The following is a 14887-nucleotide window of genomic DNA, read 5'->3' as shown; positions in this document are numbered from 1 at the left end:
TGGGCCGCGGCGCGTGGCTCAGGACGTGACGGCCACGGTGCGGAGATAGACCGCCTCGGTGGCATCGAGGAAGCGCTCGATCCCGAATGCGCGTTCGGCGTGCGCACGGGCTGCCGCCGCCATCATGGGGAGCCGGTCGCGCGCGTCCAGCATCCGCAGGATGGCGTCGGCGACGCGCGGCGGACTGCGCACCGGCACGATCCAGCCGTCGACGCCGGGCTCGATGTTTTCCGGAAGACCGGCGTAGTCGCTGACCAGCACGGGCTTGCCCATCGCCATCATTTCCCGGCAGGCGAAGGAGATGGTCTCCACGTCCCAGGACAGCACGAAGCCCGCGTCGATCGCCGCCACCAGCGGCCGGACGTCGTCCAGCAGCCCGGCGAAGCGGACGTGCCGTGCCAGTCCCAGCGCCTGGATCCTCGCCAGCGCATCCGCGGCCGGTGGCAGGCCCGCCAGCAGCACGCGGACGCGCGCGCGCGCCGGCTCCGGCAGCAGGGCGAGCGCCTCGACCAGGTCCATCCAGCCCTTGTAGGCGGCGGTGCCGGCGTTGGAGCCGAGCAGCAGCACGTCGTCGCCGTCGTCGCCGTCCAGCCATTGCCGCCGCGCCGCCAGGCGGGCCGCGTCCGGCCAGGGGTGGTAGTGCGCCAGGTCGACGCCGTTGGCGACCACCTCCACCGGCAGGTCGCCGTAGGCGGTGGCGAGCAGGTGCCGGCGGGTGTCCTCGCAGACCGCGATGACGCGGTCGGTGCCGCGGCGGGCACGCCACCAGGCGCCGGGGCCGGAGACCGGCTTGGAGTTGTGCTTGGTGAACACGATCCGCGGGCGCTGCGGCAGTCCCCGCAGTGCCGACAGGACCAGGCGATGGTCCGCGGATCCGTTGACATGGACGAGGTCGAAGCGCTGGTCGCACAGCAGCGCGCGGAGGTGCACGCGGGCGCCGCGGCGGGCGGCGAGCCGCCGCAGGCCATTGGGGAACGGCTGCGGCACCGCGACCACCCCCTCGAGCGCCTCTGCACCGGCCAGCAGCCGGCTGCCCGGGGGGGCCGCGACATGGATGCGGTGGCGGCCGCCGAGCCCGCGCGAAAGCGCCAGGATGTACGTGGTGTGGCCACCGCCGTCGCCGTCGTGGAAGTTGGTGTAGAGGATCTTCATCGGGACCGTTCCGGAGACGGCGGGTCCCGGTGCAGGTTCTCGCGCCAGGCCTGGAACATGAGCACGCCCCAGAGATGGGTGTGCCATTTGCGCTCGCCGGCCTGGAACGCTTCCCACAGCGCGCGGACGGGAGCGGGATCGAAATGCCCTTCCTCGCGCAGCCGGCGCGGATCGAGCTGCGCCTCGCCCCAGTCGCGCAGCGGCCCGCGCAGCCAGTCGCCCACCGGCGCGCCGAAGCCGGACTTCGGGCGCTGCACCAGCGCGTCGGGCAGGTAGCGGCCGAGGAGGCGCTTGGGCAGGTGCTTGAGGCGCCCGTCGCGCCACTTCATCGACATCGGGAGCGACCAGGCGAACTCGGCCACGCGCCAGTCGAGCAGCGGCGCGCGCGCTTCCAGCGACGCCGCCATGCTCGCGCGGTCCACCTTGGTGAGGACGTCCTCGGGCAGGTAGCAGGCGAAGTCCAGGGCCATCAGCGCGTCGCCCGGGGTGCCGTTGCGGGGCAGCGCGCGCGGATCGTCGTACGCCGTGGGCCGCCTGCGGGCGCCCTGGACCACTGCCTCGGGCGCGCGCCAGCGCTGCACGCGCTGGCGCGCGACGCCCTGCAGGCCGTCCGCCGCCAGGGCGGCGCGGAGCGCGGCCAGTCCGCCCAGGCGCGCGGCCTCGCCGTGTTCGCGTCCCAGCAGGCGGCGCAGCGGTGCCGGTACCCCTGCGGCCATCCGGTGGTTGCGCAGTGCGCGCGCGTAGCGACCGTAGCCGAAGAAGAGCTCGTCGCCACCGTCGCCCGACAGCGCCACCGTCACGTGGCGACGGGTCAGCTCGCACAGCAGTGCGGTGGGCAGCTGCGAGGAATCGGCGAAGGGCTCGTCGTGGATCCGCGGCATCGACGGCACCAGGTCCAGCGCGGCGCGGCCGTCGACGCGCAGTTCGGTGTGCTCGGTGCCGAGATGGCGGGCGACCGCGGCGGCGTGGGCGCTCTCGTCGTGCACGGCGCTGTCGAAGCCGATGGAGAAGCTGCGCACCGGCCGCGCGGACTGTGCCTGCATGAGCGCGGTGACCAGCGAGGAATCTGTGCCGCCGGAGAGGAACGCACCCAGCGGCACGTCGGCCTCCATGCGCAGCGCGGTGGCGTCGCGCAGCAGGGCGTCGAGGGCCTCGAGCGCTGCGGCCTCGTCGCCTGCGAACCCGCGCGCGATCATCGCCTCCTGGCGTTCGCGTGCGTTCCACCAGACCTGCTGGTCGCGCGCCGGGTCGTGGCCGGCGGCGCCGGCGGCCACCCGCGACGCGTCGATGCGAAGCAGCCGACCCGCGCACAGCTTGTGCACGTCGCGCAGGATCGCGTACGGGGCCGGGACGTAGTCGAAGCGCAGCAGCAGCGCGAGCGCGTCCGGATCGACCCCGGCGTGCATCGCCGGGTGGGCGCGCAGCGCCTTCAGTTCGCTGCCGAAGACGAAGCTGCCGTCGCCGGCCCAGCCGTAGTACAGCGGCTTCTTGCCCACGCGGTCGCGCGCCAGCCACAGCTCGCGTGCCCGCGTGTCCCAGGCCGCCAGCGCGAACATGCCGTTCGCCCGCGCCAGTGCCACCTCCACGCCCCATTGTGCGATCGCCGCCAGCAGCACCTCGGTGTCGGAGTGGCCGTGGAAGCCGTGGCCCAGCGCCGCCAGTTCCGCGCGCAGGGCGGCGTGGTTGTAGACCTCGCCGTTGTAGGACAGTTGCCAGCGGCCGTCGGCGGAGGCCATCGGCTGGTGGCCGTGCGGGCTCAGGTCGAGGATCGAGAGGCGGCGATGGGACAGCACCAGCCCGGCGCCGGGGTCCGCCCAGGTGCCGGCGTCGTCGGGGCCGCGATGTGCGATCGCGGCGCCCATGGCCGCGCCCAGGGCGTGCAGGACGGCCGCGTCCCCGGGTCGTGGCGCCCAGGCGCCTGCGATTCCACACACGCCGCCGGCCTCAGTCGCGCGCCGCGTCGACGGCCGGCGTCGCCACCGGCTGCCCGTTCTGCAGCAGCCAGAGCATCACCGTCTTCTGGCGCACGTAGTTGGCGCGCACATAGGCGTAGACCAGTCCGTGCCAGCCGTCGAGGAAGCCGGCCCGGAGCACGTAGCCGCGCCAGAAGCGCCACGCCGGGGCCAGCACCAGCTTGCGCAGCGAGGCGCGCCGGCCGCGCGCGAAGTCGTGCTCGGCCATCATCCGCGCATAGCGCTGGGTCTTGGCCAGCTGCTGCTCGAACGAGCGGTAGGGGTAATGGACGAGGTCGCCCCGCAGGGTGCGGACGGGACCGTCGACGCTGGCGGCTTCGTGCACCTCGCGGCTGCCCCGCCAGCCGCCGCGGCGACGGTCGAACAGGCGCAGCACGCGGTCGGGATAGGCGTTGCCATGGCGCAGGAAGCGGCCGAAGTAATTGTCCAGGCGGGCGAAGCGGTAGCCGGCGGCACCCTCGAACCCCGCCGCACGCGCGGCCTGGATCGAATCACGCAGCTCATCGCCCACGCGCTCGTCGGCGTCCAGGCACAGCACCCAGTCGTGCGCCGCCTCGGCGACCGCGAAGGCCTTCTGGCTGCGGAAGCCGTCGAATGGGCGCTGCAGCACCCGGGACCCCGCGGCGCGCGCGATGGCGGCGGTGTCGTCGGTCGAGCCGGAGTCGACCACCACGATCTCGTCGCAGAACGACAGCGACGCGAGGCAGTCGCCGATCCGGTCGGCCTCGTTGAACGCGATAATGCAGGCCGAGAGGGCGGAGCCTGGGCTCGAGGACGTGTCGATGGCGGATTACCTGTTGTTCGCGACGGAACGCTACGCGCTGCCCATCCTGCAGCCGCTGGCCGATGCGCTGCAAGATGCCGGCCACGCCGCGCACGCCTGGCTGGTGGACGGCGCCGCGCAGTCGCGCCTGGCGCCGCCGGTCAGGCGCATCGCCGGCGCACGCGAGGCGGTGGACCTGCGGCCGCGGGCGGTGTTCAGCGCGGCCAACTGGGTGCCCCCGTTCGTGGGCGGGGCCAAGGTGCAGCTGTTCCACGGCTTCAACGTCGAGAAGCGCGAGGACGCCCGCGGCCATTTCCGGCTGCGCGGGCTGTTCGACCTCTACTGCACGCAGGGGCCGGCCACCACGCTGCCATTCCAGGCGCTCGCCGCGCGCGCCGGGCACTTCCGGGTGGTCGAGACCGGATGGCCCAAGCTCGATCCGCTGTTCGGGCCGCCGCCGCCGCTGGTGGCGGCGCTGCGCGCGCAGGCCGGTGGACGCGGGATCGTGATGTCCGCCGCCACCTTCACCGAGCGCCTGAGCGCGGCCCCGCACCTGTACGAAGCGATCGCGGCGGAGGTCGCCGAAGGTCGTCGCTACTGGTTGCTGACCCTGCATCCGAAGTGCGCGCCGGCGCTGTTCGAGCGCTACCGCGCCCTGGCCGGCCCCAACGCCACCTTCATCGAGCCGGAGCAGCTGGTGGAGGCCGAATGCGCGGCCGACGTGCTGCTGGCCGACACCACCTCGGTGGTCAGCGAGTTCGCGGTGCAGCGCAAGCCGGTGGTGACCTTCCGCAACCGGGCGCCAAAGCCGCACATGATCGACTTCGACGACCCGGCGCGACTGCCCGCCATGCTGGAACGCGCCTTCGCGCCGGAGCCCGCCCTGCAGGCCGCCCTGGACGCCTATGCCGACAGCATCCATCCCTGGCGCGACGGGCGGTCTTCGCAGCGGGTCATCGCGGCGACGGATGCCTTGCTTGCAGGCGAACTGGGCCGCCTGCGCCGCCGGCCGTTCACGGCCCTGTATCGCGGCCTGCAGATCCGCCGGGAGCTGGGCTACTGGGGGCCGACGGGGCATTGAGGCCGCGTTCCAGCAACCACAGCTGGATGGCCTTCTGGCGTGCGTTGTCGGCGGTCACGTAGGCGTGGACCAGGCCGGCCCAGCCGTCCAGGAAGCCGCCGCGCAGGACGTAGCCGCGCCAGAAGCGCCACCACGGGGCCAGCACCAGCTTCTCCAGCGAGGCCCGCTTGCCGCGGGCATGGGCGTGCTCGGCCATCATCCGCGCGTACTGGTGGCCCTTGGCGAGCTGGTGTTCGAAGGAGCGAAACGGCAAGTGCAGCAGGTGCCCGTCCAGCGTGCGCACGGGTCCGTCGACGCTGGCGCGCTCGTGGATCTCGCGGTCTCCCTGCCAGCCGCCGCGGCGACGGTCGAAGAGCCGCATCTGGCGATCGGGGTAGGCGTTGCCGTGGCGAAGGAAGCGGCCGAAGTACTCGGAGCAGCGCGCGAAGCGGTAGCCCGCGGCGCCCGCGAAGCCGCCGTCGCGCGCCGCGCGGATCGCCTCCGCCAGCCGGGCGTCGACGCGTTCGTCGGCGTCCACGCACAGCACCCAGTCGTGGGTGGCCTGTTCGACGGCGAACTGCTTCTGGCGGCGGAAGCCGTCGAACGGCCGCACCAGGACGCGTGCACCGGCGGCCGCGGCGATGTCGCGCGTCGCATCGGTGGAGCCGGAGTCGACCACCACGATCTCGTCGCAGAACGCCAGCGACGCCAGGCAGTCGGCGAGGCGGTCGGCTTCGTCGAAGGTGATCACGGTGGCGGAGATCGGGGGCATCACGGGGCGGTGTTCAGGCGGCGGGGGCGCCATTATCCCCTGCAAACCCCGGGTGCCCCGGGAAGGTCGCCGGAACGTCACTTTGTCCGGCGATAATCGGATGATGGAACGTCGTCCCGTCGCCAGCGTCATCTTCACCACCTACAACCAGCCGGCCTGGATGGAGAAGGTGCTGCACGGCCTGGCCGCGCAGGACCGCGTGGACTTCGAAGTGCTGGTCGCCGACGACGGCAGCGACGCGCGTACGCGCGAAGCGCTGGACGCCCTGCGGCCGCGACTGCCGATGCCGGTGCGCCACCTGTGGCAGGCCGACGAGGGCTTCCGCAAGTGCGAGGCGCTGAACATGGCGATCGCCGCGGCGCGGGCGGACTACCTCGTGTTCATCGATGGCGACTGCATCCCGCGCGCGGACTTCCTGTCCACCCACCTGCGCGAGCGTGCGCCGGGCCGGTTCCTGTCCGGCGGCTACCACAAGCTGCCGATGGCCACGAGCCTGGCGATCACCGCAGGCGACATCCGCGACCAGCGCTGCTTCGACGCCGGCTGGCTGCGTGCCAACGGCATGCCGCGCTCCTCCCGCGACCGCAAGCTCACCGCAGGGCCGGGCATGGCGCGGCTACTCGACCTGGTCAGCCCGGCGCGGGCGAGCTGGAACGGGCACAACGCGTCGGCCTGGACGCGCGACGTGCTGGCGGTCAACGGCTTCGACCAGCGCATGTGCTACGGCGGCGAGGACCGCGAGTTCGGCGAGCGGCTGGTGAACGCCGGGATCCGTGGAAAACGGATCCGCCATCGGGCGATCGTGGTCCATCTCGACCATGCGCGCGGCTACGTCACGGCCGAAGGCGTCGCCTTCAACCGCGCGCTGCGCGCCGAGACCCGCCGCAGCGGACGGACCTGGACCGAGCACGGCCTCCACGCCGGGCCACCGCGCGCCCAGGGTATTCCGGCCGCGCCGGGCCTGCCGGGCGTGGCGCAGCAGGGCCGCGCCTGAGCCCTGCGGGGCTACCAGCGCAGCGGCATCCCGGCCAGGTCGGCCGCCAGCCGGCGGTGCAGGGCGCGCGCTTCGGCCACCGCGATGAAGCGCAGTCGCAGCGGCGTGGACGTGGGCTTCGCGCCCGCGGTATCCAGCCACAGCGTCGCCATGCCGAAGGCCCGGTCCAGCGGCCCCTGCTCCAGGCGCAGGGCCTGGATCTTGTCGATCTCGGCGAACCGCCAGTACCGCGACCACCAGCCGCCGCGCACCGCGAGCAGCCGCTCGTCGAGTGCGTAGCCGGCGTGTCCGGCGTGCCGGCGCGCAGCGAACATCGACCATGGCAGCCACGCGAGCGCCACCAGTCCGACGGGACCGAAGTGCCAGCAGGCTGCGGCGGCCACGATGGCCGCAAGCAGCGCGCCAGGCAGGGCGAGGCGCTGCCAGGCGCGGGGATGCAGGCGGCGCCAGCCGACCGGCGGCCACGCCGCCCCCGGCAGGACGTCGCGCACCAGGGCGTCGCAGGCCGCGGGCGTGGCGATCGGGGCGAGTTCGCGCAGCGAGCGCTGCTCGGAGTCTTCGCCGCTGCCCCCGACCGTATCGACCTGCACCGAACGCCGGCCGAGCAGGCGGTGCACCAGGCCTTCGTGCAGGGTCCAGGCCTGGATGCGTCGCCGCGACACGCTGGTGCGCAGGCGGGTCAGCAGGCCGCGCTCGACGGTCACCCGTCGGCCCTCGAGCAGCAGCCGGAAGCCGTGGTACTGGGTCAGCGCCAGCAGCACTGACAGCAGCCGCAGCAGTGCCAGTGCGAGCACCACCAGCGCGGCCAGCGCCATCACCCGTGCGGCGGCGCCGTGGACCAGGTTTCCGGCATAGCCCACCGCCTGCCCGGCGTACTCGCGTACCAGGCCGGTCATGATGCGGTCGGGCAGTGCCTGCCATGCCAGGGCGAAGGCGCCGGCCACCACGACCATGCCGCGGTTGCTGGCCAGGCCGAGGCGCACGAGTTCGCCGAAGGGGAGCGTGAGCACGACCCGGCCTTCGCCGGCGTCGGCGATGTCGACGCCGTGCGCGCCGGCGTCCGCACCGGGGGCCGCGGACGCCGCGCCGCGGCTGCGGATGAGCCGTTCCAGCGCCATCGCCTCGACCATCGGCAGCACCCGCATCTCGGCTTCGGGCTTCGTGCCCCCGGCGGATTCCAGCCGGACCTCGGCCACGCCGAAGGCACGATGCAGCAGGGTCTGGTGCAGGGTCACGTTGTGGATCCGGGCGAACGGCACCTGGCGGACGTTGCGCTCCAGCAGGCCGTCCCGCACCACCAGGCGGTCCTCGTCGACCCGGTAGCGATAGGTGAAGTACTGCCAGACCGCGGCCGCGACCAGGGCCGCGACGCCGACCAGCGACCAGAGCAGGTAGCCGTCCTCGGCGCGGCCGCCCACGAACACCAGCACCGCCAGCGGCACCAGGAACTGGCGCAGCTGCTGCAGCAGCACGAACAGCCACGACCAGGGGTGCAGGCGCCGCTCGTGTCCGCCGGGCGCGGGCGCCGCGTCCACGGAAGGCGTGGGGTCAGTCGGCTGCGTGTCCATCGTCGTCCTGGTCGATCTGGCGCGCGAGCAGGTCGCGCAGCCGCGTCGCCTCGTCCGCGCCCAGGCCCCTCACCGCGACCGCGCTGTCGCGGGTGCCGGCCGTGTGCACCACCAGGGTGGCGAGGCGGAAGTGGCGCTCCAGCGGGCCATGCTTGAGGTCCACGTGCTGCACGCGGGTACGCGGTACCCGGGTCTCCACCTGCCACATGCGGCCGCGGCGGTAGCCGAAACCGGTGTCGTCGACCAGCCACCGTGCGTAGCGATACCGACGCAGCCCCATCCATGCGCCGAACGCCGGCAGCAGCACCAGGGCCGCGAATCCCGCCGGCATCGCCGGAACCGGTCGCGGAAGCAACATCGCGGCCGCGATCATCGCCGGCACGGCCAGCAGGCCCCAGCCCAGCCCGTCGCTGATCACGAACAGGGTGCGGGCGCGTGGCGGCAGCGGCTGCCAGCCGGCGTCGTCGGTCATCGCCCGATCTCCAGGTCGCGGTAGGGATTGGTTTCGCCGCTGCCGGGCGGGCGCAGGGTGTAGCGCTTGTAGGTCCACTGGTACTGCGCCGGCGCGCGCCGTGCCATGCGCTCGACGCCGGCGTTGAGCGCGGCCACAGCCGTGGCGGTTTCCGGATCGGCGATCCCGTCCGGGGCCGGGTCGATGCGCAGGGCGTAGGCCAGCGCCGGCCCCTCGAGCCGCTCGCAGCTGCAGAACAGCACCGTCGCCCCGCTGCGCTCGGCCAGCCGCGACAGCAGGGTCATGGTCAGCGCCTGGCGTCCGAAGAAGGGCGCGAACACGCCGTCGCCGGCCTTGGGCTGCTGGTCGGGCAGGATCCCGACCACGCCGCCGTCCTTCAGGGTCTTGAACAGCTGGCGGATGCCGGGGCCCTCGGCGCGCACCTGGGTGACGCGGTCGGCGTCGGCATCGGCGCGCACGCGGCGCAGGAAGGCCTCGCCGACCCTGGACTCCGGCGGCTTGTAGAGGATCGCCAGCGGCGTGCGCGCGGCCAGCCACTGGTTGAGCAGCTCCCAGTTGCCGTGGTGCGGCGCGGCCACGATCAGCCCCTTGCCGGACGCCAGCGCGGCGTCGAACAGCGCCTCGCCGTGGCGCTCGCGGATCAGGGCGAGGTTGTCCGCGTGCGGGCGGGTCCACAGGCGCAGGGTCTCGATCGCCTGGCGGCCGGTGGTGCGCATCACCTCGCGGTGCAGCGCGTCCCGCGCGGCGGGGTCCAGCTCGGGCAGCGCGAGTTCCAGGTTGCGCAGCGCGACCACGCTTTCGCGGCTGCCCAGGCGCCGGGCCAGGCCACCGAGCGCGCTGCCCAGCCCGCGCTGGAGCGGCCACGGCAGCCGCCCGATCGCGGTCGCGAGGGCGTGCAGCAGGCTTGCGAGGAGGTCGGTCATTCGCGAGAGTCTAGCCGCCCGGTCGGACACCCAGAGGATCGCCATGCTCCTGTTGCTCCAGCGCGTGAGCCGCGCCAGCGTCGAGGTCGACGGCGACGTCGTGGGCGCCATCGGCCCTGGCCTGCTGGTGCTGGCGGGCATCGAGCCCGGCGACGGCGCCGCCGAAGTCGCGCGGATGGCCCGGCGGCTGCTCGCCTACCGGGTCTTCGGCGACGACGAAGGCCGGATGAACCGTTCGCTGGCCGACACCGGCGGCAGCCTGCTCCTGGTGAGCCAGTTCACGCTGGCGGCCGATACCCGTTCCGGGCTTCGGCCGGGCTTCAGCACCGCCGCGGCACCCGCCGAGGCTGAACGCACGTTCAGCGCCCTGGTGGAGGAGTGCCGCGCCCTGCACCCCGGGGGGGTGGAAACCGGGCGCTTCGGTGCCCATATGTCCGTGAGCCTGACCAACGACGGACCGGTCACCTTCCTGCTGCGCTCCTGAGCCCGCGCGCGGAATGGTATAATTACGGGTTCTCTTTTCCCACGGTGAGCGCCACATGGCGAACGAGCGTCCAGCCCCCCAGTCCGACATCAAGCTCCTGATTTCAAAGGGGCTGGAGCAGGGCTACCTCACCTATGCCGAGGTCAACGACCACCTGCCCGACGATCTCGTCGATCCGGAGCAGATCGAAGACATCATCGGCATGATCAACAGCATGGGCATCCAGGTGCATGAAACCACCCCGGATGCCGAGCAGCTGCTGCTGGCCGGCGAGTCCGACGGCGGTCGCGACGTCGACGACACCGCGGCCGAAGAGGCCGCGGCCACGCTGACCGCGCTCGACGGCGAAGGCGGCCGCACCACCGACCCGGTGCGCATGTACATGCGCGAGATGGGCACGGTGGAGCTGCTGACCCGCGAGGGCGAGATCGCGATTGCCAAGCGCATCGAGGAAGGCCTGAACCAGATGGGCGCCGCCCTGGCCAGCTTCCCCTGGTCGGTCGAGATGCTGCTGGAGGACTACGAGCTGCACAAGGCCGGCAAGAAGCGCCTGGCCGAGATCGTCGTCGGCTTCACCGACGGGCTGGACGAGCCCGAGCCGCCGGCCGCGCCGGAAGCGCCCGAGGCCGCCACCGCGACCGCCACCAGCGACGACGATGCCGCCGAGGAGGAGGAGGAGGACGACACCACCGCCGACGAGCCCGCGCCCACCGGCCCGGACCCGGCCGAGGTCGCGCGCCGCATGGAAGAGATGGCCGCCGCGTACGCGAAGTTCCAGAAGGCGGTGGCCAAGGGCGGCCCGGAGGCGAAGCCCGCGCTCAAGCTGCGCGAGGAGATGGCCGCCACCTTCACCAGCTTCAAGCTGCCGCTGCCGCTGACCGACGTGCTGGTCAAGAAGCTGCGCGACGTGGTCGGCGAGATCAAGGACCACGAGCGCCGCATCCTCGACCTGTCCACGCGCGTGGCGAAGATGCCCCGCAAGGACTTCATCCGCGCCTGGGACGGCAATCAGACCAACCTCGAGTGGGTCGACGAGCTGCTCAAGCGCAAGCAGAAGTGGGCCAGCGGCCTGCGCGAGGTCAAGGACCAGATCGTGGCCGAGCAGGAGGCCACCATCGCCATCGAGAAGGCGATGATGGTGACCCTGGCCGACCTGCGCGAGATCAACCGCGCCATGGCCTACGGCGAGGCCAAGGCCCGCAAGGCCAAGAAGGAGATGGTCGAGGCCAACCTGCGCCTGGTGATCTCGATCGCCAAGAAGTACACCAACCGCGGCCTGCAGTTCCTGGACCTGATCCAGGAGGGCAACATCGGCCTGATGAAGGCGGTGGACAAGTTCGAGTACCGCCGCGGCTACAAGTTCTCGACCTATGCCACCTGGTGGATCCGCCAGGCGATCACCCGCTCGATCGCCGACCAGGCACGCACCATCCGCATCCCGGTGCACATGATCGAGACGATCAACAAGCTCAACCGCATTTCCCGCCAGATGCTCCAGCAGTTCGGCCGCGAGGCCACGCCGGAGGAGCTGGCCAAGGAAATGGACATGCCCGAGGACAAGATCCGCAAGGTCATGAAGATCGCCAAGGAGCCGATCTCCATGGAGACCCCGATCGGCGACGACGAGGACTCGCACCTGGGCGATTTCATCGAGGACACCAACGTGGAGTCCCCGATCGAGGCCACCACCAACACCAACCTGCAGGAGACCGTGCACGAGGTGCTGGCCGGCTTGACCCCGCGGGAGGCGAAGGTGCTGCGCATGCGCTTCGGCATCGACATGAACACCGACCACACCCTCGAGGAGGTCGGCAAGCAGTTCGACGTCACCCGCGAGCGCATCCGCCAGATCGAGGCCAAGGCCCTGCGCAAGCTGCGCCACCCGAGCCGCTCGGAGCAGCTGCGGAGCTTCCTCGACATCGACTGAGGCCGGCGAACGGTCATGGAGGAAAAGGCGCGCCCCGGCGCGCCTTTTCCGTTCCGGGACACGGTGCCCGCAGGCGGGGGGCGCAACCGGTCCTGAATGGGGGCTGCCTGCTGGGCGCGGTCTTCGCATGGCCACCACGCGGCCATCGGCATTGTGCGTCCCACGGCGCACCAAGGCGCCCGGAACAGGAGACCACATGAACACCACCGCCAAGACCCTCATCGCCTTCGGCTTCGCCGCCGCCCTTGCCGCCTGCAGCAACACCGACCAGGCCGCCAACTCCGCCCAGGAAGCCGCCGAGTCGGCGACCGAAGCCCACGAAGCGGCTGCCAACGCCTCCGCCACGGGCGACATGGCCGCCACCCAGTCGGCCCAGGCCGCGGCCGAAGCCGCCGACGCCGCTGCCGACGCCGCCTCGCAGATCGCGGGCCAGGTGGACACCGGGGACGAGCTGACCCGCCGCGAGGACCTGGCCGACGCCGCCGAGAAGGCTGCCGACGCCGCCGAGCAGGCGCAGGATGCCGCCGAGGAGGCCAATGCGGCCGCCGACGGCGAGAACAACACCGACGGCATGTAATCACCGTCGTCATCGCGAGCCTTGCGGCGGGTCCGCCCGCCGCAGGATCGGATCGCGTGGTCGTGGCCAGTCACTCGTCGTCTGGTCGCGGCCGCGCGATTTTTCTTTTGCCTCGACGCCCCGGTGGCCTGTGCGCGACGCGGTGCCGTGGTCATTGCCGGGTGGTGATCGTCGGCTAAGTGGGCGAGGGCACCCTGGGGCGGGATCGGGATCCGAGGGCTGGCGGCATACAATTGCCGCAGTCGGGCCTATAGCTCAATGGTCAGAGCAGAGGACTCATAATCCTTTGGTTCCAGGTTCGAGTCCTGGTGGGCCCACCAGTTCCGCCGCGGCGCGCCGACGCCACGGATCACGCGGACCATACGCAAGCGCACTGGTTTCCAGCGTCCCCGGGCGCCGCGCACATGACTTCGATCAGCCGCGCCTGTCCCCACCGTGGTGCACAATGACGGCCTTTTCCGGCGCCCTGCGCCGCACTGATCCGGGAGTCCCATGACGCGTCCTTCTTCCCTCGACCGTGAGCAGCTGCTGGCCTGTGGCCGCGGTGAAATGTTCGGCGAAGGCAATGCCCGCCTGCCGGCGCCGCCGATGTTGATGATGGACCGCATCACCCACATCGCCAGCGAGGGCGGTGCCTACGGCAAGGGCGTGATCCGCGCCGAGCTCGACATCGATCCGTCGCTGTGGTTCTTCGACTGCCACTTCCTCAGCGACCCGGTGATGCCGGGCTGCCTGGGCCTGGACGCGATGTTCCAGCTGGCCGGCTTCTACCTGCCCTGGCTGGGCGAGCCCGGCCGCGGCCGCGCGCTGGGCTGCGGCGAACTCAAGTTCTCCGGCCAGGTGCTGCCGACGGCGAAGAAGGTGGGCTACGAGATCGACATCAAGCGCGTGATGCGCGGCAAGGTGCCGCTGGTGATCGCCGATGGCCGCACCTTCGTCGACGACCGCGAGATCTACCAGGTCAGCAGCATGCGCGTGGGCCTGTTCAAGGACCTGGAGGACAACTGATGCGCCGCGTAGTCGTGACCGGCATGGGCATCGTCTCCTGCCTCGGCAACAAGCTCGACGAGGTCTCGCGCGCGCTGCGCGAGGGTCGCAGCGGAATCACCGCGAAGCCGGACTACGCGGAGCTGGGCCTGCGCAGCCAGGTCGCCGGCGTCCCGGTGATCGATCTCGAGGCCGAGATCGATCGCAAGAAGAAGCGCTTCATGGGCGACGCCGCGGCCTACGCCTGGGTGGCGATGCGCGACGCGATCGCGCAGGCCGGCCTGAGCGCGGACCAGGTCAGCAATCCGCGGGTCGGCGTGATCGCCGGCTCCGGCGGCGGTTCGGCCGAGTGGCAGGTGGCCACCGCCGACCTGCTGCGTGGCAAGGGCGTGCGCAAGGTCGGGCCGTACATGGTGCCGCGCACGATGTGCTCGACGGTGTCGGCCACCCTGGCCACGGCCTTCGGCATCCTAGGCCTGAGCTATTCGATCTCGGCCGCCTGCGCCACTTCGGCGCACTGCATCGGCGCGGGCGCGGACCTGATCCGCCACGGTGCGCAGGACATCGTCTTCGCCGGCGGCGGCGAGGAGGAGCACTGGACCATGAGCGTGATGTTCGACGCCATGGGCGCGCTGTCCAGCGGCTTCAACGCCACGCCGGCGGTGGCCTCGCGTCCCTACGACGCGGCCCGCGACGGCTTCGTCATCGCCGGCGGCGGCGGCATGCTGGTGCTGGAGGAGTACGAGCACGCGAAGGCGCGCGGCGCGACCATCCACGCCGAGCTGGTCGGCTATGGCGTGACCTCCGACGGTGCCGACATGGTCGCGCCGAGCGGCGAGGGCGCGGTGCGCTGCATGCGCAACGCGATGGCCACCGTCAACGCGCCGATCGACTACCTCAACACCCACGGCACCTCCACCCCGCTGGGCGACATCGTCGAGCTGGAAGCGGTACGCGCGGCGTTCGGCGATGCGATCCCGCCGCTGTCGTCGACGAAGGCCTTGACCGGGCATTCGCTCGGCGCGGCCAGCGTGCACGAAGCGATCTACAGCCTGCTGATGATGCGCGACGGCTTCATCGCCGGCTCCGCCCACATCGACGAGCTGGATCCGCGCGCCGCGGGCTTCCCGATCGTGCGCGAGAGCCGCGAGGCAAAGCTCGATACGGTGATGTCGAACAGCTTCGGCTTCGGCGGCACCAACGCCAGCCTGGTGTTCGCGCGCGCCTGACGCGCG

14 protein-coding genes and 1 tRNA gene are annotated in these 14887 nt (G+C 72.0%); 8 read left to right on the top strand and 7 right to left on the bottom strand.

Annotated elements, in window-relative coordinates; genetic code table 11:
• Nucleotides 1-18: 18 nt before the first annotated feature.
• From H9645_RS09345 to H9645_RS09335, 3 genes are read right to left on the bottom strand one after another with little or no spacing between them, the layout of a single operon-like run.
• A complete protein-coding gene (locus H9645_RS09345; RefSeq protein WP_191729426.1) occupies nt 19-1152 on the bottom strand; it encodes a glycosyltransferase in 1134 nt (377 codons plus the stop codon).
• Nucleotides 1149-3086 carry an asparagine synthase (glutamine-hydrolyzing) gene (gene asnB, locus H9645_RS09340; protein ID WP_191729425.1) on the bottom strand — a complete coding sequence of 646 codons (1938 nt, stop codon included), beginning with the start codon at nt 3084-3086 and terminating at the stop codon, nt 1149-1151. Before asnB ends, H9645_RS09345 begins: the two co-directional genes overlap by 4 nt.
• A 10-nt stretch (nt 3087-3096) precedes the next feature.
• Nucleotides 3097-3909: a glycosyltransferase family 2 protein gene (locus tag H9645_RS09335; RefSeq protein WP_191729471.1), complete on the bottom strand. Its 813-nt coding sequence runs from the start codon at nt 3907-3909 to the stop codon at nt 3097-3099.
• Here H9645_RS09335 and H9645_RS09330 point away from each other — a divergent pair.
• A complete protein-coding gene (locus H9645_RS09330; RefSeq protein ID WP_191729472.1) occupies nt 3908-4969 on the top strand; it encodes a CDP-glycerol glycerophosphotransferase in 1062 nt (353 codons plus the stop codon). The two genes, H9645_RS09335 and H9645_RS09330, sit on opposite strands and share 2 nt — an antisense overlap.
• On the opposite strand, the gene H9645_RS09325 is transcribed toward H9645_RS09330, so the two are convergent.
• Nucleotides 4902-5720: a glycosyltransferase family 2 protein gene (locus H9645_RS09325; protein ID WP_191729424.1), complete on the bottom strand. Its 819-nt coding sequence runs from the start codon at nt 5718-5720 to the stop codon at nt 4902-4904. The genes H9645_RS09330 and H9645_RS09325 overlap by 68 nt on opposite strands.
• Before the next feature lie 103 nt (nt 5721-5823).
• Between H9645_RS09325 and H9645_RS09320 the strand changes: the two genes are divergently transcribed.
• A complete protein-coding gene (locus H9645_RS09320) occupies nt 5824-6714 on the top strand; it encodes a glycosyltransferase family 2 protein (protein ID WP_191729423.1) in 891 nt (296 codons plus the stop codon).
• Between the two features lie 11 nt (nt 6715-6725).
• Here H9645_RS09320 and H9645_RS09315 read toward each other — a convergent pair whose 3' ends face one another.
• Genes H9645_RS09315 through H9645_RS09305 form a run of 3 tightly spaced genes read right to left on the bottom strand, consistent with a single transcriptional unit; the run spans nt 6726 to nt 9677 of the window.
• A complete protein-coding gene (locus H9645_RS09315) occupies nt 6726-8249 on the bottom strand; it encodes a PH domain-containing protein (protein WP_425490230.1) in 1524 nt (507 codons plus the stop codon).
• A 13-nt stretch (nt 8250-8262) separates the two neighbouring features.
• The gene (locus H9645_RS09310; protein ID WP_225218140.1) at nt 8263-8754 is read right to left on the bottom strand and encodes a PH domain-containing protein; all 492 of its coding nucleotides are present in this window, start codon (nt 8752-8754) and stop codon (nt 8263-8265) included.
• The gene (locus tag H9645_RS09305) at nt 8751-9677 is read right to left on the bottom strand and encodes a lauroyl acyltransferase (RefSeq protein ID WP_191729421.1); all 927 of its coding nucleotides are present in this window, start codon (nt 9675-9677) and stop codon (nt 8751-8753) included. The genes H9645_RS09310 and H9645_RS09305 overlap by 4 nt, the downstream gene beginning before the upstream one ends.
• A 43-nt stretch (nt 9678-9720) precedes the next feature.
• On the opposite strand from H9645_RS09305, the gene dtd reads away from it, so the two are divergent.
• The 6 genes from dtd to fabB all read left to right on the top strand — a co-directional run bounded on the left by dtd (nt 9721) and on the right by fabB (nt 14881).
• The gene (gene dtd / locus H9645_RS09300; RefSeq protein WP_191729420.1) at nt 9721-10161 is read left to right on the top strand and encodes a D-aminoacyl-tRNA deacylase; all 441 of its coding nucleotides are present in this window, start codon (nt 9721-9723) and stop codon (nt 10159-10161) included.
• A 55-nt stretch (nt 10162-10216) separates the two neighbouring features.
• On the top strand, nt 10217-12088 hold the full coding sequence (gene rpoD / locus H9645_RS09295; RefSeq protein WP_191729419.1) for an RNA polymerase sigma factor RpoD: 1872 nt from the start codon (nt 10217-10219) through the stop codon (nt 12086-12088).
• A 196-nt stretch (nt 12089-12284) separates the two neighbouring features.
• Nucleotides 12285-12665, top strand: coding sequence for a hypothetical protein (locus tag H9645_RS09290; protein ID WP_191729418.1), 381 nt, complete (start codon nt 12285-12287; stop codon nt 12663-12665).
• A gap of 244 nt (nt 12666-12909) precedes the next feature.
• Nucleotides 12910-12985: transfer RNA gene (locus tag H9645_RS09285), tRNA-Ile, on the top strand.
• Between the two features lie 172 nt (nt 12986-13157).
• Nucleotides 13158-13673 carry a 3-hydroxyacyl-[acyl-carrier-protein] dehydratase FabA gene (gene fabA, locus H9645_RS09280; protein WP_191729417.1) on the top strand — a complete coding sequence of 172 codons (516 nt, stop codon included), beginning with the start codon at nt 13158-13160 and terminating at the stop codon, nt 13671-13673.
• Complete coding sequence (fabB, locus tag H9645_RS09275; protein WP_191729416.1) at nt 13673-14881, top strand: beta-ketoacyl-ACP synthase I; 1209 nt, start codon at nt 13673-13675, stop codon at nt 14879-14881. The genes fabA and fabB overlap by 1 nt, the downstream gene beginning before the upstream one ends.
• Nucleotides 14882-14887 lie beyond the last annotated feature (6 nt).

Origin of the sequence: Luteimonas colneyensis (genome assembly GCF_014836665.1) — a bacterium.
GTDB lineage: Bacteria > Pseudomonadota > Gammaproteobacteria > Xanthomonadales > Xanthomonadaceae > Luteimonas > Luteimonas colneyensis.
Note: the sequence above shows the minus strand (reverse complement) of the source record. Positions and strands in the feature narration are given on the sequence as shown.